The organism is Rhodoferax sp. LS1R11 (assembly GCF_056521395.1).
The window spans coordinates 68,786-86,666 of the sequence record NZ_JBWMAW010000007.1 but is presented as its reverse complement, the minus strand read 5'-3'; the positions used below and the strand labels follow the sequence as shown (position 1 = coordinate 86,666).

Here is a 17,881-nt window from a genome sequence, read left to right as displayed (position 1 = left end):
CAACCAAATTAAAGGAATCATCATGAAAAACATTCTTCGTCCTGCATTGGTCCTGTTCACCGTGCTCACGGTGGTGACCGGTGTGGTCTACCCCCTTTTGACGACCGGTTTGGCGCAGTCATTGTTTCCGTCACAGGCAGGCGGCAGCCTGATTCTGCGTGACGGCAAAGCGGTCGGCTCCAGCCTGATCGGCCAGAACTTCAGCGACCCGAAACACTTCTGGGGCCGGCCTTCAGCCACGGGTCCCATGTCCTACAACGCCTCGGCTTCCAGTGGTTCCAATCAGGGCCCGCTGAACCCGGCACTCACTGATGCTGTCAAAGGCCGTATTGAAGCCTTGCGTGCCGCCGATCCTGGCAACACGGCACCGGTGCCGGTTGACCTGGTCACGGCGTCCGCCAGTGGACTGGACCCGCACATCAGCCCCGCCGCGGCGCACTTCCAGGTGGCCCGAGTGGCCAAAGCCCGCGGCCTGATATTGGAGAAGGTTCAGAACCTTGTGGATCAGCAGGCCGAAACGCCGCTCCTCCCCTTTCTCGGTGAGTCTCAAGTCAATGTACTCAAGCTCAATCTGGCGTTGGAGGCACTTCGTTGAGGACCGTGCTGACCTGGTGATATTCTCAATCAGGTACTCTTGAAAAGACCCCGATACAGATGGCATTGCATGGCTAGTTTTCCAGACGCCCGGCCGGACCCGGACCAACTCCTTGAAAGCCTCCGAGGCGAAGGGGAGCGCGCACGTGTCGGCAAGTTGCGCATTTACTTTGGTGCCGGCGCGGGCGTGGGCAAGACCTACGCGATGCTCAATGCGGCGCAGCGCGAGCACCTGGAGGGACGGGATGTTCTGGTCGGTGTGATCGAAACCCATGGCCGCAGCGAAACCGCCGAATTGCTGACGGGCCTCAAACAAGTGCCGCTGCGCGAAGTGCCCTACCGCGGCCGCACCCTGTTTGAATTCGACCTGGACGCCGCACTGGCCGCCCATCCGGCGGTATTGCTGGTTGATGAACTGGCGCACAGCAACGCCGAGGGCTCGCGCCACCCCAAGCGCTGGCAAGATATCCAAGAGCTTCTGGATGCCGGCATTGACGTGTGGAGCGCCCTCAATGTCCAGCATCTGGAAAGCCTCAATGCCACAGTGGGTGCCATCACCGGTATCCGCGTGCAGGAGACCGTACCCGATACCGTGCTGGACCGGGCCGATGAAATCATCCTGGTGGACATCACGCCCGACCAACTGCTGGCCCGGCTCAAAGCCGGCAAGGTCTACCTGCCACAACAAGCCGAACGTGCAGCCCAGAATTTTTTTCGTAAAGGCAACTTGATCGCCCTGCGCGAGATTGCCCTGCGCCGCACGGCTGAGCATGTGGAAGACGACGTGCGAAGCTACCGCATCGAACAATCGCAATCCGGGACCGGTCACGCCCTCACCAGTGCGCCGGCCTGGAACACCTCCGGCGCTATCCTCGTGTGTGTCGGCCCCCATGAGGGGGCCGAGCATGCCGTGCGCAGCGCTGCACGGCTGGCCGGCCAGCTCAACGTGCGCTGGCATGCGGTCTATGTGGAAACGCCTGCACTGCAGCGCCTGCCATCCCCTGTGCGCGACCGCACGCTGGCTGTGCTCAAGCTGGCCGAAGAACTGGGCGCCAGCACTGCGGTGCTCGCCGCGAATGATGTGGCGGCCGAACTTCTGCAGCAGGCGCAGACCCTGAACTGCGCCACGCTGGTCACCGGCCGACCCCGCACGCCGCGCTGGCAAGCACTGTGGCGAGTCATGCGCCCTACCATCACACGCCAGCTCGCCATGCTGGCCCCGGAGTTGGACCTCGTCGAGGTGGGTATGGCCGACAGTACACGCCGGCTGCCGCAGGTCGTGCCTCGCACTGGCCGGGAGGAAGAAGAGGCCGCATCATGGCGCGACGCCTGGCCCCGCTATGCCTGGTCGGCCGCTGCCTGCCTGCTGACCACACTGCTGGCCTGGCCGTTGCTGACCCGAATCGACCTGGCCAACATCGTCATGCTGTTCCTGCTGTATGTGGTGCTGGTGGCTGTGAAGCTGGGGCGCGGCCCGGCCATCCTGGCGGCTGTGCTGGGCGTGGCCTCATTCGATTTTTTCTTTGTGCAGCCGCGCTTTTCGTTCGCGGTCAGCGATGTGCAATACCTGGTGACGTTTGCGGTGATGCTCGGCGTGGGCTTGATGATTGGACAACTTACCGCGCGCCTGCGCTTTTCGGCCCGCATTTCAGCGAGTCGCGAGCGTCGCGCCCAGGCGCTGTTTGAGTTGACTCGGGACCTGTCGGCCGCGCTGCAGGCCGTCCAGGTGGTGGAACTCGGCGAGGCCGCCGTGCAGCGTACCTTTGGCGGCCAGGCCCGGGTGCTGCTGACCGATGCCAACGACCAGCTGGTGCTGGGTGACGATCTGGCCGACTCCATCGATGCCAGCATTGCCGACTGGGCGTTTCACCACGGGCAGCGTGCCGGCCTGGCCACCACCACCCTGCCTTCGCACGCGTGGCATTACGTTCCCTTGCAGGCGCCGATGCGGATTCGCGGCGTGCTGGCACTCAAGCCTGCTCAACCCCGCTGGCTGGTGATTCCCGAACAGGTTAAGCAACTGGAGACGCTGGCGCGCCAGATCGCCATTGCGATAGAGCGGGTGCACTATGTGGAGGTAGCGCAAGCGGCGGTGGTGCAGATGGAATCCGAAAGCCTGCGCAACGCGCTGCTGGCGGCCATGTCACATGATGTGCGCACACCCCTCACCGCGCTGGTGGGGCTGGCCGAGTCGCTCGAACACTCGACGCCACCGCTGGCCAATGACCAGGCCGCCTCGGCGCGCGCCATCAGCCAGGAGGCGCGACAACTCAACGCGCTGGTCACCAACCTGCTGGACATGGCCCGCTTGCAAAGCGGCCAGGTCAACCTGCGCAGCGACTGGAACTCGGTCGAAGAGTTGGTGGGCAGCGCCATCCGCGCAGCACGCCACGCCTTGGGCGATGCCATGGTGCAAACCGACGTGCCCGCCGACTTGCCTCTGGTGGAGTTCGACGCGGCGCTGATGGAACGGGTGCTGGTGAATCTGCTCGAAAACGCTGCCAAGTATGGTGTTTCTGCGGCGCCCGACACCCGGCCCATTCTGGTCAGCGCCCGGGTCACACCCACCACACTGGTCATAACGGTACGCGACCACGGGCCAGGCCTGCCGCCTTCGAGCAAAGGCCAGGAGCAAACCCTGTTTGAGAAGTTCACACGCGGCAAGACCGAATCGGCCACGCCCGGTGTCGGCTTGGGGCTGGCCATCTGCAAGGCGGTGGTGGATGCCCACCGCGGGCACATCACGGCCGCCCAAGCCTTGGGTGGTGGTGCAGAATTCATCGTCACGCTGCCACGCATGCCGCCGCCGGAACTCTTCGTTACAGACGACGATTGAACCTTAAACTATTTTTCCATCCCCCACATGCCTGCTCCCATTGCCGTCCTCATTGAGGATGAACCCCAGATTCGGCGCTTTGTTCGCGCGGCACTCGAAGCTGAGGGCTGGCAGGTGCACGAAGCCGACACTGTCAAAAAGGGTTTGACGGAAGCAGGCACCCGCAAACCCGATCTGCTCGTTGTCGACCTGGGCTTGCCCGATGGGGACGGGCTGGAACTGATCCGCGACGTGCGCAACTGGTCCAACGTGCCCATCGTGGTGCTGTCGGCGCGGGCTGACGAAGCTGACAAGATTGCTGCGCTCGATGCCGGCGCCGACGATTACCTCACCAAGCCATTTGGTGTGGGCGAACTATTGGCTCGGGTGCGCGCCAACCTGCGCCGACCACGCACCGCGTCAGGCGACGGCGCAACAGACGCATCGGGGGACACCGAACCGACCTTTCGCTTTGGCGACGTCGAAGTGGACCGACCGGCGCGCATTGTGCGGCGCAGCGGCGCGGAGGTGCACCTGACCCCCATCGAGTACCGCTTGCTGGCAGTGCTGATTGCCAACGTGGGCCGGGTGCTGACGCACCGTCAGTTGCTGCGCGAGGTATGGGGTCCTTCGCATGCGGGGCAAAGCCATTATTTGCGGATTTACATGGGGCACCTGCGACAAAAGCTCGAAGCCGATCCAGCCCAGCCTCGACATTTGCTGACGGAGACCGCAGTGGGCTATCGCCTGCTTCGTGAACCCTGAAAAGTCACTTGAGTTTTTGATATTGCTATTAAATAGATAGCTACTACCGCATGTCCCACCTGGGCTACAGCCCATTTTTATATAAATTTTGTCTGCGCTGCTTGCCGGTTGTCACCCGTCAACCCAGAAAGAAGCGCAGCATTTCCCGCGTGGCGTCGGGCCCTTGGGCGTCGGTGTACGAACCTTTGGCGTCGCCGCCCGACCAGGCGTGCCCGGCGCCGTGCACCACCCAGTGTTCGGCCATGACCCGGCCTTGCGCACTCTGGTGGATGGCGCGGGTGTAGCGCCGCCCGCGGGCCGACACACCCTGTTCGACGCGCGCGCTGCCTGCTGTACTGGCGGGGGTCGTCGCACTGCCCAAGGCCGCGGCAATCACCTTCTCGCCGTTGCGGGGATGCACGGTCTGGTCCTGGTCGCCGTGGAACACGATGGTGGGGACGGCCGTCTGCGTGTGCGCCTGCTGTGCTGCGGTGTGCGCCGCGCCAAAACGCTGGCCCTTGCCGGGCATGCTGATGCCGGCTTCACCGCTCTTCATCACCATGAGCGCTTCCGCCACATTGCTGGCCGATCCACTGGGCAGCCCGGAGTGAACCCCCACCGCCGCAAAAATCTCCGGGTACGCGCCCGCCACGATGGCCGCCATTGCGCCCCCGGCCGACAGCCCGACCACGAAGACGCGCCGGGCATCCATACCGTGTTTTTGTATGACCATCTGCGTCATGCTGGCGAGCAGGGCGGGTTCGCCGCTGCCACGCTTCTGGTGGTTGTGCTTGAACCAGTTCCAGCAGCGTGACGGGTTGGCGTCTTGCGACTGCTCCGGGTACAGCACGCAAAAACCTTGTTCGCGCGCGCGTTCATTCATGCCGGTGCCGGCTGCAAAGTCATCCGGGTTTTGCGTGCAGCCGTGCAGCATGACGACCAGCGGCAAGGACCGCCCCGCCTGGCCCGGCGGGACATAGAGCTTGAAGCCGCGCGTGAGGGTGGCGTGGGTATGTGTGCCGCGGGTGAAGTCGCCGGTGTTGGTGGTGCGCGCATCCACCTCGAACACGCAGCCGTCCAGAATCAACGGTGAATCCTGGGGGCTTGACGCTTCAGGCTCGGGGTGCAGCGCCGTGCCTGCAGTGTCACCATGGAGTGCACGTTGGATGGCTTGCGTTGCTTCAGTCAGGCGGCCTGACTGAGTCAACTGGGTGGCTTGGCGCATCAGGGCCTGGAGGGTGTGGTTCATGCGAGCTTTCGTGGGGGGTGGTGGGGAGCGGCGCGGATCAGGGCGGGCAGTGCGGTGCAGGTCAGCGCAGGCGGCCGGCCAGTGCGGCCTTTACCGCCGGGCTGGCCTGCAGTGCGCCCAGCACCTCGATCGAGGTGATGGTGGCCAGGGCCAGTTCAGGGGTGACGTCAGGTGCGATCGTGGCGAGACCGAGCACGCGTATCTGCAAGGTCTGGTGGGCGTCCTGCACGGCGCGCAGGTCGTCGGCGCTGAAATGCTGCAACCCCAGCACAAACATTTTGCGTGCCACCACCTGCCTGACGGCTTCTGCGTGGGTGCCGAGCTGGTTGCGGATGGCGGTGCGGATGAAATCGGTGCGGTTGCCGTAAAAACTCTCGGCTACCAGCAGATCGATCTGCCCCAGGTCGACAAACCCGAGGTTGATGGTGATCTTCTCGGAATCGGCAACTTTGGCTTTGACGGGTGCGACAGCAGGGCTATTGTTCATGACGCCATCTTAACACCATCCCATTACCATCCGTATGGATGGTAATTTTATTAAACGATCACCTCATCCGCCCAGACGGTGAAACGCTGCAGCGTGTTCGGCCCGAAGGTGCTGGCCAACGCCACATCGCAGGCGTCACGCCCGCGGGCCATGAGGACGCGGCCGATGCGTGGTGTGTTGTTGCGCGCATCAAAGGTGTACCAGCGGTCGCCCAGGTAGGCCTCAAACCAGCCTGCAAAGTCCATCGGCCCGGGGATCGGCGGGATGCGGATGTCCCCCAGGTAGCCGGTGCAGTAGCGCGCCGGAATGTTCATGCAGCGGCACAGGGCGATGGCCAGGTGGGCGTAGTCCCGGCACACGCCCTGGCCCTCGTTGTAGGCCTCCCAGGCAGTGCGGGTGCGCCGGGCGTGGTGGTAGCCGAACTCAATGCGCTGGTGCACAAAGTCGCAGATGGCCTGCACCCGTGCCCAGCCGGTGGGGCCGTTGCCAAACTGCGCCCAGGCAATGGCAGAGAGTTGATCGGTCTCGCAATAGCGGCTGCCCAGCAGGTAGACCAGTGTGGACTCGGGCAACTGCTCGACCGGTGTTTGCGTCACCCACGGGGCCACGATGTCGGGCAGGCCGGTGTCATTGACGAGCGCATCGGTGCTCAGCACAAACCGCCCCGCTGGCGCCACGATGCGGCTGCACCAGTTGCCAAACAGATCGCGGTAGGTGGTGACGTCGACCACGGGGCTCGTGAAGAGCAGGTCCGGGCGCACCAGGTCGGGTGCGCGTGAGTGGTGAATGCTCAGGGCCAGAATCATGGGCGTCGAAGCGGGGCACTCGTACTCCATCTCGAAGCCCACACGAATTTGCAGATGGGCCGCGGGCGACTGTTGCTGCAGGTAGGTTGGGGGCCGTTCGTTGAAGGGATCGTGCGGTTCGTCGTTCATGTAGATCTCCATTGAGGCATCCACCAGGATGGGATGGAACCGACACGCGGGACCGCGATCGAGTTCGTCCCATGATAGGCCAGGCCGTGATGCCCGGTTTGTTCGTTGCCGCACAGAGGGGCTGCCAACCAAGCAGCTGGCATGTGCCAAAAAGAAAAGGCCCCGCAGGGCCTTTTCTTTTTGAGCGACAACGTCGCGCGTGCAAATTACTTCTTTGCAGCAGCCTTGGCCTTCTTGGCGGGGGCAGCAGTCTTTGTCGCAACTTTTGCTTTCTTTGCAGGAGCGGCGGCTTTGACAGCAGCTTTGGGCTTGGCAGCCGCCACAGGCGCGGCAGCGGCGGGAGCTGCCTTCAGCGCTGTGCGTTCGTCGCGCAAGGCATTGATCTCGACGCCGAGTTTGTTTTTGCGCTCGGTCAGCTTGGCAATGTTCGCGGTCAATTTTTCAATCGCCTTGGCGGTCTTGGACACGGGTGCCTTCTTCGCAGGGGCCTTGACCACAGGCTTTTGTGCCTTCGCGGGTGCCGTTACTTTCTTGGTTGTCGTTGCAGCTTTTGGGGCCGCTTTCTTTGCAGTTGCCATTTGTGAAGTTCCTATTTTTTAACCTGGCGAAAAGTTTTGCCAGGCCCATATTGTCCCTAATATTTCTGATTGCCTGAAAAATCGGAATTTTTGCAAATCAAACGTCGATATTTCCGGCACGCAATGCGTTCGCTTCAATGAATTCCCGGCGGGGTTCTACCTCGTCGCCCATCAGCATGGTGAACACGCGATCGGCTTCAATGGCATCGTCAATCTGCACTTTGAGAAGACGGCGAACCGTAGGATCCATCGTGGTTTCCCAGAGCTGCGAAGGATTCATTTCCCCCAGACCTTTGTAGCGCTGGCGTGAGGTGGCGTGCTCGGCCTGTGCAATCAGCCAGGCCATGGCTTCGCGGAAGTCAGATACTTTTTCTTCCTTCTGGCGCTCACCTTCACCACGCATCACCTTGGCACCTTCGCCCAGCAGGTCCTTGAAGGTTTTGGCTGCTTCGGCGAGCGCGGCGTAATCGGCGCCGTGCACAAAATCCTGGGTGAGCACACTGCTCTTGACGTTGCCGTGGTGGCGACGGCTGATGCGCAAAATGGGCTTGTCCGTGCGCACGTCAAACTCACCGGCCACTTCGGCATCGGGCAGTTTGGCTTGCAGTTCGGCTGCCGATATCTCGGCGTCGGCCACGGTGTCCAGGTTCAGGGCCACGCCGTCCGCGACGGAGCGCAGCGCTTCGGCGTCCATGAAGTTACGCAGTCGGGCGATGACCGATTGCGCGACCTGGTGCTTGCGCGCCAGTTCGGCGAGCGTGTCGCCGTTGAGCGTGGTGCCCTTGTCGCCACCCGTGTGCACGGAGGCATTCACCAGCGCAATGCGCAGCAAGAAGCCGTCCAGGGCGCTGGCATCTTTCAGGTACAGCTCTTCCTTGCCGGCCTTGACCTTGTACAGCGGCGGTTGTGCAATGTAGATGTGGCCACGTTCCACCAACTCTGGCATCTGGCGGTAGAAGAAGGTCAGCAGGAGTGTGCGGATGTGCGCACCGTCCACGTCGGCATCGGTCATGATGATGATGCGGTGGTAGCGCAGCTTGGCGACGTTGAAGTCGTCATTGCCAGTAGTGCCACCAGCCTTGCCGATGCCGGTGCCCAGGGCGGTGATCAGCGTCAAAATTTCGTTGCTGGTCAGCAGCTTTTCGTAGCGCGCTTTTTCAACGTTCAGGATCTTGCCGCGCAGGGGCAGGATGGCCTGGAACTTGCGGTCGCGGCCCTGCTTGGCCGAGCCACCGGCGGAGTCACCCTCGACGATGTAGATCTCGCACATCGCCGGGTCTTTTTCCTGGCAGTCGGCCAGTTTGCCGGGCAGGCCCATGCCGTCGAGCACGCCTTTGCGGCGCGTCATGTCACGGGCTTTGCGTGCCGCTTCGCGGGCGCGTGCGGCCTCGATGATTTTGCCGACGATGATCTTGGCATCGGCCGGACGCTCTTGCAGGTAGTCGTACAGCAGCTTGCTCACGATGTCTTCCACCGGACCGCGCACCTCGGAGGACACCAGTTTGTCTTTGGTCTGGCTGCTGAATTTGGGCTCGGGTACTTTCACGCTCAGCACGCAGGTGAGGCCTTCGCGCATGTCGTCGCCGGTGACTTCGACCTTGGCTTTTTTAGCGATTTCGCTGTCGTCGATGTATTTGTTGATGACGCGGGTCATCGCGGCGCGCAGGCCGGTCAGGTGGGTGCCGCCATCGCGCTGGGGAATGTTGTTGGTGAAGCACAGCACCTGCTCGTTGTAGCCGCTGTTCCACTGCATCGCCACTTCGACACCGATGTTGGTGTTCTGGTCGCTTTGGCGGTCGCCCATGGCGTGGAAGATGTTGGGGTTCAACACCGTCTTGCCCTTGTTGATGAAGTTGACAAAACCTTTCACGCCGCCTGCGCCGGAGAAGTCGTCTTCTTTGCCGCTGCGCTCGTCCTTGAGGCGGATCTTCACGCCGTTATTCAAAAAGCTGAGTTCGCGCAGGCGCTTGCTCAAAATCTCGTAATGGAAGTCAGAGTTGGTCTGAAAAATTTCCAGGTCGGGCAAAAAATGAACTTCCGTGCCACGCTTTTCGGTATCACCGATCACCTTCATGGGTGAGACTTCGACGCCGTTGACCGTCTCGATGAGACGGTTCTGCACAAAGCCTTTGCTGAACTCCATCACATGCACTTTGCCATCACGCCGAATCGTCAGACGCAGCATTTTGGAGAGCGCGTTCACGCAGCTCACGCCCACGCCGTGCAGGCCGCCGGAGACCTTGTAGCTGTTCTGGTTGAACTTGCCGCCCGCGTGCAGTTCGGTCAGGGCGATTTCAGCGGCCGAGCGTTTGGGCTCGTGCTTGTCGTCCATCTTGATGCCGGTGGGGATGCCGCGCCCGTTGTCCACCACGCTGATGGAGTTGTCGGAGTGGATGGTGACCAGAATGTCGTCGCAGTGGCCTGCCAAAGACTCGTCAATGGAGTTGTCCACGACCTCGAACACCAGGTGATGCAAACCCGTGCCATCGGACGTGTCGCCGATGTACATGCCGGGCCGTTTGCGTACCGCTTCCAGCCCTTCCAGAATCTGGATCGAGCCCTCGCCATAGGCTTCGGAGGCGCCTACCTGGTGCGCATCAATGGTCGGCTGGAAGTTGGAGCTGTCAGAGGTTCCCTCTCCCGTGTGCACGGCATCGTCACCGTTTTCGGCGGGTTGAACTGGCTTGTTTTCTTCGGTCATGGCTAACTTCTCTAACAATTTCTCAAACTCTTGAATGACCAAACCCGCAATGAACTTTGCGTTCATCGCGGGTTTGGGTTTTGTATTGCTACAAACTTGGCGGCATCAAATCCGCATGGGCATCACCACGTATTTGAAAGTGGCGTTGTCGGGGATGGTGAACAAGGCCGAACTGTTGCCGTCGGACAGCTCCAGCTTGACCATGTCCTGGCTCATGTTGCTGAGCGCGTCAATCAGGTAGGTCACATTGAACCCGATCTCGATGCTGTCGCCGCCGTAATCAATATCGAGCTCGTCCACGGCTTCTTCCTGCTCGGCATTGTTGGACGCCACACGCAAGGTGCCGGGGTCAATATTGAGGCGAACACCCTTGAACTTGTCACTGGTCAAAATGGCCGTGCGCTGCAAGGTGGCGAGCAAGGCGGCACGGCCCAGCGTGATGCTGTTCTTGTGGTTCTTGGGGATGACGCGGTTGTAGTCGGGAAACTTGCCTTCGACCAGCTTGGTCACGAATTCCATGCCGTCAAATGTGAATTTGGCCTGGTTGTTGGCAAACTGCATTTCAATCGCACCATCGGCGTCGCTCAACAGGCGCTGCAGTTCAATCACGGTTTTGCGCGGCAGGATGACCTCTTGTTTGGGGACTTCCACATCCAGGGTGGCCGAGGCAAAGGCCAGGCGGTGACCATCGGTGGACACCAAACTCAGCTGCTGGCCTTCGGCGACGAACAAAATGCCATTCAGGTAATAGCGGATGTCATGCACCGCCATGGCAAACGACACCTGGCTGAGCAGGTCTTTCAGGGTCTTTTGCGGCACGCTGAACACCGGGCCAAAGTTGGCGGCCTCTTGCACCAGTGGAAAGTCCTCGGCGGCCATAGTTTGCAGCGTGAACTTGCTCTTGCCGCCTTTGAGGATAAGTTTGGCTGCGCTGGATTCCAGCGACACCGTCTGGTCCGATGGCATGGTGCGCAGAATGTCAATCAGCTTGCGGGCGCCCACAGTGGTGGTGAAATTGCCCACATCGCCATCCAGCTCGGCGGAGGTGCGGATCTGGATTTCCAGGTCACTGGTGGTGAGCTGCAGCGAGGTGCCCGTTTTGCGAATCAGGACGTTGGCCAAAATGGGCAAAGTGTGCCGACGCTCAACAATGCCGGCAACTGATTGCAGAACTGCTAAAACTTTGTCTTGTGTGGCCTTCAGGACGATCATGTCAACCTCTTATTTAATGTCTTCATTCAAATCAATAACGCGCAGGCAAGCGTGTTTGGGCAAATACCGGCATTTTCCCATTTTTATGAGGGGGATCAGCCTTTGAGCGTCTGCTCAAGCACATGAAGTTGCTGGTTCAGTTCGGTCATCTGCTGGCGTTCGCCGCCAATTTTGCGTACGGCGTGGAGCACGGTCGTGTGGTCACGTCCTCCAAACAGCTCGCCAATTTCAGGCAGACTTTTTTGCGTCAGTTCTTTTGCAAGGTACATGGCAATCTGGCGCGGCCGGGCAATGCTGGCCGGCCGCTTCTTTGAGTACATGTCCGCAATTTTGATCTTGTAGTAATCCGCCACGGTCTTCTGGATGTTTTCCACCGAAATCTGACGGTTCTGGATGGACAACAGATCGCGCAGCGCTTCACGGGCCAGCAGAATCGAGATTTCTTTCTGGTTGAAGCGGGAATAGGCCAGAATTTTCCGCAAGGCACCTTCAAGCTCGCGCACATTGGAGCGCACGTTTTTAGCGACAAAAAATGCCACTTCTTCCGGCATCTCAATGCCTTCGACCCGTGCTTTGTTGATCAGAATGGCGACCCGCATTTCCAGTTCCGGGGGCTCAATGGCCACGGTCAAACCGGAATCAAAGCGCGACACCAGTCGCTCATGAATATCGGTAAGACCTTTCGGATAGGTATCACTCGTCATCACAATGTGTGATTTTTTGGCCAACAAGGCTTCAAACGCGTTGAAAAACTCTTCCTGGGTGCGTTCTTTGTTGGCAAAAAATTGAACATCGTCAATCAGCAGCAAATCCAGGGAGTGATAACGCTCCTTGAATTCATCAAAAGTCTTGCGCTGGTAGGCCTTAACCACATCAGAGACAAACTGTTCTGCATGGATGTAGAGAACTTTGGCAGACGGCCTGTCTGCCAGCAGCCGGTTGCCCACCGCATGCATCAAGTGGGTTTTGCCCAAACCGACGCCGCCATAGATAAAAAGCGGGTTGTACAAGTGCCCTGGCATACCCGCCACGTGCATGGCAGCGGCGCGTGCCATCCGGTTGGCCGTACCTTCAATCAGGGTGTCAAACGTCAAGGCTGTGTTGAGGCGGTTCTTGAGGTTGTCCGGGACGCGGTCTTCACCCACGTCGACGGTTTCATCCATCGCGATAGGTTCAACCGAGCGCTGGGAGGTCTGGCTTCTGGGAACGATTTCCCGCGGAGCGAGTGCTAACTCTATCTGAACTGATTGACCAGACAGCTTCTCAAGCAAGTTGGAAATGCGGCTGCTGTACTGCGCCCGGATCCAGTCCAGCTTGAACCGGTTGGCCACGAAAATAGTGACTTTCGTGAGGTCGTCGGTGACCCGCGCTGTGAGTGGTTTTATCCAGGTGTTGAACTGCTGCTCAGGAAGCTCTTGCGCAAGTTGATCGATGCAGGTTTGCCACAGGCTTTGCCCTGCGCCATTGCCGGTCGAGCCAGGCTGGCTGGCGAATTGTCCCTCTGTCATTGGTGGTATCAGCTTCTGTGGATAGTTATAAATTGCTGTGCCTTCCATTGTAAATTATCAAGAATTTATCCACAAGCTTGATGCGACCTCATGCACCTTTGGTGCAGCGATCGGTATCTTGTGTAAGGTGTTGCCTCGATTGAGAAAATTTGCGATAATCCGCGGTTCCCCTGATTGTGTTCAGGGGTGACAAGACAGCGGCCCACCCATTTTTAGTAATTTCTAGCAGTGGCGGGCCGACATTGAGCCCTTTAGGATTTCCAAAATGAAACGCACTTACCAACCCTCCAAGATCAAACGCGCCCGTACTCACGGTTTTCTGGTTCGTATGAAAACCCGTGGCGGCCGTGCTGTGATCAATGCTCGTCGCGCCAAAGGCCGCAAGCGTCTCGCAGTCTGAATTTGACTGCCCTAAAAGCGCGCAGCTGATCAGTTGTTTTGGCGCCGCTTTAAATTGCAGCGACTGAAAACGCGAAGCCAGTTTCAGGCTGTGCTGGCTGGCGGAACCGTGGCTCGTACAACGCATTTTGCTTTGCATCGTGTGGCGCTTGATGCTGCCCCAGTCAGCATGAGTGCTGGCGATGCCTCCATGGCGCTTTTTGCTGTGCAAGCGGTGTGGTTGGGCGCCATGGTGCCCAAGCGATGGGCGAAGCGAGCTGTCACCCGCAACGCGATCAAGCGACAGATTTACGCGGTCAGTGCCGATTTTGAATCGGCTATGCCTGTTGCTGCACATGTTGTTCGTTTGCGTGCTGGTTTCGATCGTGTCCATTTTTTGAGTGCCACGTCCGAAGCGCTCAAGGCGGCTGTGCGTCTGGAGTTGCAGCAGTTGTTTGCCAGGGTGACGGTGCGCCAGGCCTTGCCGGCAGTTCCATCGAGTTCACCATGATCAAAGCCTTGCTGATTGCTCTGGTCAAGGGTTACCGCTTGTTTCTCAGTCCGTGGCTGGGATCTTCATGCCGGTTCGAGCCCACTTGTTCTGCGTACTCATTGCAGGCTTTACAGTTTCATGGTGCAGCCGCTGGCGGCTATTTGACATTGGCGCGCATTGCCCGCTGTCACCCTTGGTGTGCCGGCGGACATGATCCTGTGCCCACCGAAACCCCCCGGCTCTTTACCCAGCTGATTCCCTCTTCCAATCAAAAGAAGTCTTCATGAACGATATTCGCCGCACCATTTTGTGGGTGGTTTTTGGCTTTTCCATGGTTTTACTGTGGGATCAGTGGCAGGTATACAACGGCCACAAAGCAACCTTCTTCCCAGGCCCCGCAAAGACTGCTGTGGCCGCCAATCCTTCTCTGCCTGCTTCCAGTGCAGCGACGGGCGTGCCTGTACCCGTGCTTGCGACCAGCAATACGCAGACGCCAGCGAACGCTGTCCCGGGCGAAATAGCGGCCAATGTGGTGGCTGCTCCGCGGGAGAAGGTCGTTGTGACGACGGATGTGCTCAAGCTGACTTTTGACACTGAGGGTGGATCCGTCATCCAGACTGAATTCGTCAAGCACGTGGATATGGCTGACAAGTCCCGGAATTTTGTTCTGCTGGACAGCAGCAAGGATCGCATTTACATGGCGCAAACAGGCCTGATTTCTGCGACGCCGGGCGGTATGCTGCCAACCCACAAGACCGTGATGACTCTGGTGCCTGGCGATCGGGCCCTGGTCGACGGCAACAAAGACCTGATCGTTCGTTTTGAATCGCCCGAGTTGGGTGGGGTCAAACTGGTGAAGACGTACACGCTGACCCGTGGCGCCTACGCCGTAGCGGTCAAGCATGAGGTGGTCAACGTGGGCGCGACAGCGGTTGCACCACAGTTGTACCTTCAATTGGTGCGTGATGGCAACAAGCCGCCAGGCGAGTCCTCTTTCTATTCCACCTTCACCGGCCCGGCGATCTACACCGATGCCAAGAAGTACCAGAAAGTGGAATTCACCGACATCGAAAAAAACAAGGTTGATATCGAAAAGACGGCTGAAAACGGGTACGTCGCCATGGTTCAGCATTACTTCGCTAGCGCATGGTTGTTGGGCGATGGTATCAAGCGTGACCTGTTCATGCGCAAGGTGGATACCAATCTGTATGCCGTTGGCATGATCACGCCGCTGGATGCTATTGCGCCTGGTACCACCAAGGCCGTTGAGTCCAAGTTCTTTGCCGGACCTCAGGAGGAAAAAGTCCTCGAAGCCATGGCGCCCGGGCTAGAGTTGGTCAAAGACTATGGCTGGCTCACGATTCTGGCCAAGCCGTTGTATTGGCTGCTGGACAAGATTCACTCGTTTATTGGCAATTGGGGTTGGTCCATCATGGCTTTGGTGCTGTTGCTGAAGGCCGCCTTTTATTGGTTGAACGCCAAGGCATACGCCAGCATGGCCAAAATGAAGGCCATCAATCCAAAAATTACGGAAATGCGCGAGCGTCTGAAAGACAAGCCGCAGCAAATGCAGCAAGAGATGATGCGTATTTACCGTGAAGAAAAAGTGAATCCGATGGGGGGCTGCTTCCCGATCATGATTCAGATCCCGGTCTTCATTGCCCTGTATTGGGTCCTGTTGTCCAGCGTTGAGATGCGCAATGCGCCCTGGGTTTTGTGGATTCACGACTTGTCGTCGCCTGATCCCTTCTACATTCTTCCCTTGTTCATGACCCTGACCACGGTGCTGCAGACGGCCCTCAATCCCGCGCCGCCGGATCCCATGCAGGCCAAGATGATGTGGATCATGCCCTTGGCCTTCAGCGTCATGTTCTTCTTCTTCCCGGCCGGCCTAGTGCTGTACTGGATCACCAACAACGTGTTGTCGATCGCACAACAGTGGGTGATCAACACCCGCATGGGCGTGCCACCCCAGTTCAATTTGCCCAAGTTCTGATGGTTTTGACCGCTGGAGGTCACTGAGTCGTTGTGTCGCTTCCCCGTCATCAAGATCCTATTGCCGCCATTGCCACCGCCCCGGGTCGGGGTGCGGTGGGCATTGTGCGGGTCAGCGGGAAAAACATTGCAGGCCTCATTCAGGCCCTGACGGCACGCTCACTCAAGGCCCGCGAAGCCACTTATACGGTGTTTCTTGACGGGGCGGGGTCCCCCATTGACCAGGGTTTGGCGATTTATTTCCCTGCTCCTCACTCCTTCACTGGTGAAGATGTCCTGGAGTTGCAGGCGCACGGCGGGCCGGTGGTGCTTCAGCTGTTGTTGGCCCGTTGCATGGAAGCCGCCGCCGAACTCGATAACGTGCGTCATTTGCCCCGGTTGCCCGGTTTGCGGGTGGCCCTCCCGGGGGAGTTCTCGGAGCGGGCATTTCTCAATGACAAGATTGATCTCGCACAGGCCGAGGCGATTGCTGATCTGATTGATGCCAGTACCGAGGCCGCGGCGCGCAGTGCCAGCCGTTCCCTGACAGGGGCTTTCTCCAAAGAAATTCACGCTCTGCGTGATGCGCTGATCCATTTGCGGATGCTGGTGGAGGCAACGTTGGACTTCCCCGAAGAAGAAATCGACTTCTTGCGCAAGGCGGACGCGCATGGACAGCTATCAAAATTGCAGCAAATTCTGCAGGCCGTGTTGCAGCGGGCGTGCCAGGGCGCCTTGCTTCGGGAGGGCATCAAGGTCGTCATCGCAGGGCAGCCCAATGCGGGTAAGTCCTCCTTGCTCAACGCATTGGCTGGGGCCGAGTTGGCGATCGTGACACCGATTGCCGGCACCACGCGTGACAAGGTGCAGCAAACCATTCAGATTGAAGGTGTTCCCGTGCATGTGATCGACACAGCGGGCTTGCGCGACAGCGATGATGAGGTCGAGAAAATTGGTATCGCGCGCGCCTGGGATGCTATCGAAACGGCTGATGCCGTGCTGTTTCTGCATGATCTCACCCGTATCAATGCGATTGATTACATCGCTGGTGACGCCTTGATTACAAGGGCTTTGACACAAAAACTCACTTCAAGAGTCGCCGTGATCGATATTTGGAACAAGTCCGATGCGGCTGGCACGGCGCCGGCTCATGAGGGCGGGTTGACGATGTCTGCCAAAACCGGTGCGGGTTTGGACGCGTTGAGGCGCCGGCTGCTTGAACTCGCGGGATGGCAGTCCACTTCCGAGGGCATTTTCATTGCACGGGAGCGGCATGTCCAGGCGCTGCGCCGGGTAGACGACCATTTGATGCACGCCAGCGCGCATCTGGCGGCCCAGGCCCAGTCACTCGATCTGCTGGCCGAAGAGCTTCGCCTCGCCCAAAATGCGCTCAGCGAGATTACCGGTGAGTTCAGCTCTGACGACCTTCTCGGGGTGATATTCTCCCAATTCTGTATCGGAAAATAGTCATACGGAGACCGCATCACCATGTGGCGTTGACTTGAAAGAACAAATGTCGATATTCAACCGGTTCCTCATCCTGTTTCGCGGCAAGACTGACGTGGCCGACGGGCCCGCCTATGTCGATTCCCGTATGCCCGGTGCTTCATCCCCGCAAATGGAGATGAAGCACGGCGGGAGTTCGCCAACGGGTCTAGCTGACAATCGCAAGAACGTCCGTCTCGAGCGCCGTGAACTTATTTACAGTGTGGTGCGTGATGCCATGCTCCGTGTGGGCGTCCTGGCGGCCACCTACAAATTCAAGGTACTTTCGCTGGATTCGCAGGGATCACAGTATGTGATCATGATGGATCTCGCCAATCCATCCGTTTGTGACGCTGCGCGACTGGCTGAAATTGAAGCCTTGATTGCACAAATGGCCAAAGCGCGACATGACATGCTGATTACGGCCCTGTATTGGCGCATCAGTGAGCAAGTCACCGCAGGCCTGTCGCGGGGGCAGCCCCAGGCCACTCATGCGGAGGAACACAAGTCGCCTGCGTACGAACCTATTCAGGAAGAAGAAGTAGCGGCCTTCAAGCGCGCTCTGGGGACGGTGGTTCAGGGATCTGATCAACTGGTGCCCGGCAAGATCGTTACCACAGGGCGACGCAACCCGGCTCCGCCCGAAGAGTTCGAAGACACCCTTCTGGTGCCGCCTGATCGGCGTACTTCGCCGCTGAGTGGTACCCAATACGGTGATTTGACCTGAC

16 protein-coding genes are annotated in these 17,881 nt (G+C 59.3%); 9 read left to right on the top strand and 7 right to left on the bottom strand.

Annotation, left to right across the window (positions count from 1 at the left end; genetic code table 11):
• Window positions 1–22: 22 nt before the first annotated feature.
• The 3 genes from kdpC (at window position 23) to kdpE (ending at window position 4,174) form a co-directional block, all read left to right on the top strand.
• Complete coding sequence (gene kdpC, locus AC097N_RS10520; RefSeq protein ID WP_479580928.1) at window positions 23–595, top strand: potassium-transporting ATPase subunit KdpC; 573 nt, start codon at window positions 23–25, stop codon at window positions 593–595.
• A gap of 69 nt (window positions 596–664) precedes the next feature.
• Window positions 665–3,430, top strand: a complete 2,766-nt coding sequence (locus AC097N_RS10515) for a DUF4118 domain-containing protein (RefSeq protein ID WP_479580926.1) — start codon at window positions 665–667, stop codon at window positions 3,428–3,430.
• A 27-nt stretch (window positions 3,431–3,457) separates the two neighbouring features.
• Window positions 3,458–4,174, top strand: coding sequence for a two-component system response regulator KdpE (kdpE, locus tag AC097N_RS10510; RefSeq protein WP_479580924.1), 717 nt, complete (start codon window positions 3,458–3,460; stop codon window positions 4,172–4,174).
• 118 nt (window positions 4,175–4,292) lie between these two features.
• On the opposite strand, the gene AC097N_RS10505 is transcribed toward kdpE, so the two are convergent.
• The 7 genes from AC097N_RS10505 to dnaA all read right to left on the bottom strand — a co-directional run bounded on the left by AC097N_RS10505 (window position 4,293) and on the right by dnaA (window position 12,823).
• Complete coding sequence (locus AC097N_RS10505) at window positions 4,293–5,402, bottom strand: extracellular catalytic domain type 1 short-chain-length polyhydroxyalkanoate depolymerase (protein WP_479580922.1); 1,110 nt, start codon at window positions 5,400–5,402, stop codon at window positions 4,293–4,295.
• 61 nt (window positions 5,403–5,463) lie between these two features.
• Entirely contained in the window at window positions 5,464–5,889 is a 426-nt protein-coding gene (locus AC097N_RS10500; protein ID WP_479580921.1) for a CopG family transcriptional regulator, read from the bottom strand.
• A 50-nt stretch (window positions 5,890–5,939) separates the two neighbouring features.
• Window positions 5,940–6,824, bottom strand: coding sequence for a transglutaminase-like domain-containing protein (locus AC097N_RS10495; protein ID WP_479580919.1), 885 nt, complete (start codon window positions 6,822–6,824; stop codon window positions 5,940–5,942).
• Between the two features lie 206 nt (window positions 6,825–7,030).
• Window positions 7,031–7,402 carry a histone protein gene (locus AC097N_RS10490; protein ID WP_479580917.1) on the bottom strand — a complete coding sequence of 124 codons (372 nt, stop codon included), beginning with the start codon at window positions 7,400–7,402 and terminating at the stop codon, window positions 7,031–7,033.
• A gap of 97 nt (window positions 7,403–7,499) precedes the next feature.
• Window positions 7,500–10,103 (bottom strand): DNA topoisomerase (ATP-hydrolyzing) subunit B, encoded by a 2,604-nt coding sequence (gene gyrB / locus AC097N_RS10485; RefSeq protein ID WP_479580915.1) that lies wholly within the window; start codon window positions 10,101–10,103, stop codon window positions 7,500–7,502.
• A gap of 105 nt (window positions 10,104–10,208) precedes the next feature.
• A complete protein-coding gene (gene dnaN, locus AC097N_RS10480; RefSeq protein ID WP_479580913.1) occupies window positions 10,209–11,315 on the bottom strand; it encodes a DNA polymerase III subunit beta in 1,107 nt (368 codons plus the stop codon).
• Window positions 11,316–11,410: 95 nt separating this feature from the next.
• Entirely contained in the window at window positions 11,411–12,823 is a 1,413-nt protein-coding gene (gene dnaA / locus AC097N_RS10475) for a chromosomal replication initiator protein DnaA (RefSeq protein WP_479580911.1), read from the bottom strand.
• 265 nt (window positions 12,824–13,088) lie between these two features.
• Here dnaA and rpmH point away from each other — a divergent pair, with 265 nt between their 5' ends.
• The 6 genes from rpmH to AC097N_RS10445 are packed head-to-tail and all read left to right on the top strand — an operon-like array spanning window position 13,089 to window position 17,880.
• Window positions 13,089–13,223 carry a 50S ribosomal protein L34 gene (gene rpmH, locus AC097N_RS10470; protein ID WP_066096666.1) on the top strand — a complete coding sequence of 45 codons (135 nt, stop codon included), beginning with the start codon at window positions 13,089–13,091 and terminating at the stop codon, window positions 13,221–13,223.
• A 54-nt stretch (window positions 13,224–13,277) separates the two neighbouring features.
• Window positions 13,278–13,712, top strand: coding sequence for a ribonuclease P protein component (locus AC097N_RS10465; RefSeq protein WP_479580909.1), 435 nt, complete (start codon window positions 13,278–13,280; stop codon window positions 13,710–13,712).
• Window positions 13,709–13,981: a membrane protein insertion efficiency factor YidD gene (gene yidD / locus AC097N_RS10460; RefSeq protein ID WP_479580908.1), complete on the top strand. Its 273-nt coding sequence runs from the start codon at window positions 13,709–13,711 to the stop codon at window positions 13,979–13,981. The genes AC097N_RS10465 and yidD overlap by 4 nt, the downstream gene beginning before the upstream one ends.
• Window positions 13,978–15,690: a membrane protein insertase YidC gene (gene yidC / locus AC097N_RS10455; RefSeq protein ID WP_479580906.1), complete on the top strand. Its 1,713-nt coding sequence runs from the start codon at window positions 13,978–13,980 to the stop codon at window positions 15,688–15,690. Before yidD ends, yidC begins: the two co-directional genes overlap by 4 nt.
• Before the next feature lie 32 nt (window positions 15,691–15,722).
• Complete coding sequence (gene mnmE / locus AC097N_RS10450) at window positions 15,723–17,135, top strand: tRNA uridine-5-carboxymethylaminomethyl(34) synthesis GTPase MnmE (RefSeq protein WP_479580904.1); 1,413 nt, start codon at window positions 15,723–15,725, stop codon at window positions 17,133–17,135.
• Window positions 17,136–17,181: 46 nt separating this feature from the next.
• Window positions 17,182–17,880 carry a hypothetical protein gene (locus AC097N_RS10445; protein ID WP_479580902.1) on the top strand — a complete coding sequence of 233 codons (699 nt, stop codon included), beginning with the start codon at window positions 17,182–17,184 and terminating at the stop codon, window positions 17,878–17,880.
• Window position 17,881 lies beyond the last annotated feature (1 nt).

Bases quoted from the DNA above. Each gene is read 5' to 3' on its own strand.
- kdpC (WP_479580928.1), top strand. From the start codon at position 23: ATGAAAAACATTCTTCGTCCTGCATTGGTCCTGTTCACCGTGCTCACG.
- AC097N_RS10515 (WP_479580926.1), top strand. From the start codon at position 665: ATGGCTAGTTTTCCAGACGCCCGGCCGGACCCGGACCAACTCCTTGAA.
- kdpE (WP_479580924.1), top strand. From the start codon at position 3,458: ATGCCTGCTCCCATTGCCGTCCTCATTGAGGATGAACCCCAGATTCGG.
- AC097N_RS10505 (WP_479580922.1), bottom strand. From the start codon at position 5,402: ATGAACCACACCCTCCAGGCCCTGATGCGCCAAGCCACCCAGTTGACT.
- AC097N_RS10500 (WP_479580921.1), bottom strand. From the start codon at position 5,889: ATGAACAATAGCCCTGCTGTCGCACCCGTCAAAGCCAAAGTTGCCGAT.
- AC097N_RS10495 (WP_479580919.1), bottom strand. From the start codon at position 6,824: ATGAACGACGAACCGCACGATCCCTTCAACGAACGGCCCCCAACCTAC.
- AC097N_RS10490 (WP_479580917.1), bottom strand. From the start codon at position 7,402: ATGGCAACTGCAAAGAAAGCGGCCCCAAAAGCTGCAACGACAACCAAG.
- gyrB (WP_479580915.1), bottom strand. From the start codon at position 10,103: ATGACCGAAGAAAACAAGCCAGTTCAACCCGCCGAAAACGGTGACGAT.
- dnaN (WP_479580913.1), bottom strand. From the start codon at position 11,315: ATGATCGTCCTGAAGGCCACACAAGACAAAGTTTTAGCAGTTCTGCAA.
- dnaA (WP_479580911.1), bottom strand. From the start codon at position 12,823: ATGACAGAGGGACAATTCGCCAGCCAGCCTGGCTCGACCGGCAATGGC.
- rpmH (WP_066096666.1), top strand. From the start codon at position 13,089: ATGAAACGCACTTACCAACCCTCCAAGATCAAACGCGCCCGTACTCAC.
- yidD (WP_479580908.1), top strand. From the start codon at position 13,709: ATGATCAAAGCCTTGCTGATTGCTCTGGTCAAGGGTTACCGCTTGTTT.
- yidC (WP_479580906.1), top strand. From the start codon at position 13,978: ATGAACGATATTCGCCGCACCATTTTGTGGGTGGTTTTTGGCTTTTCC.
- AC097N_RS10445 (WP_479580902.1), top strand. From the start codon at position 17,182: ATGTCGATATTCAACCGGTTCCTCATCCTGTTTCGCGGCAAGACTGAC.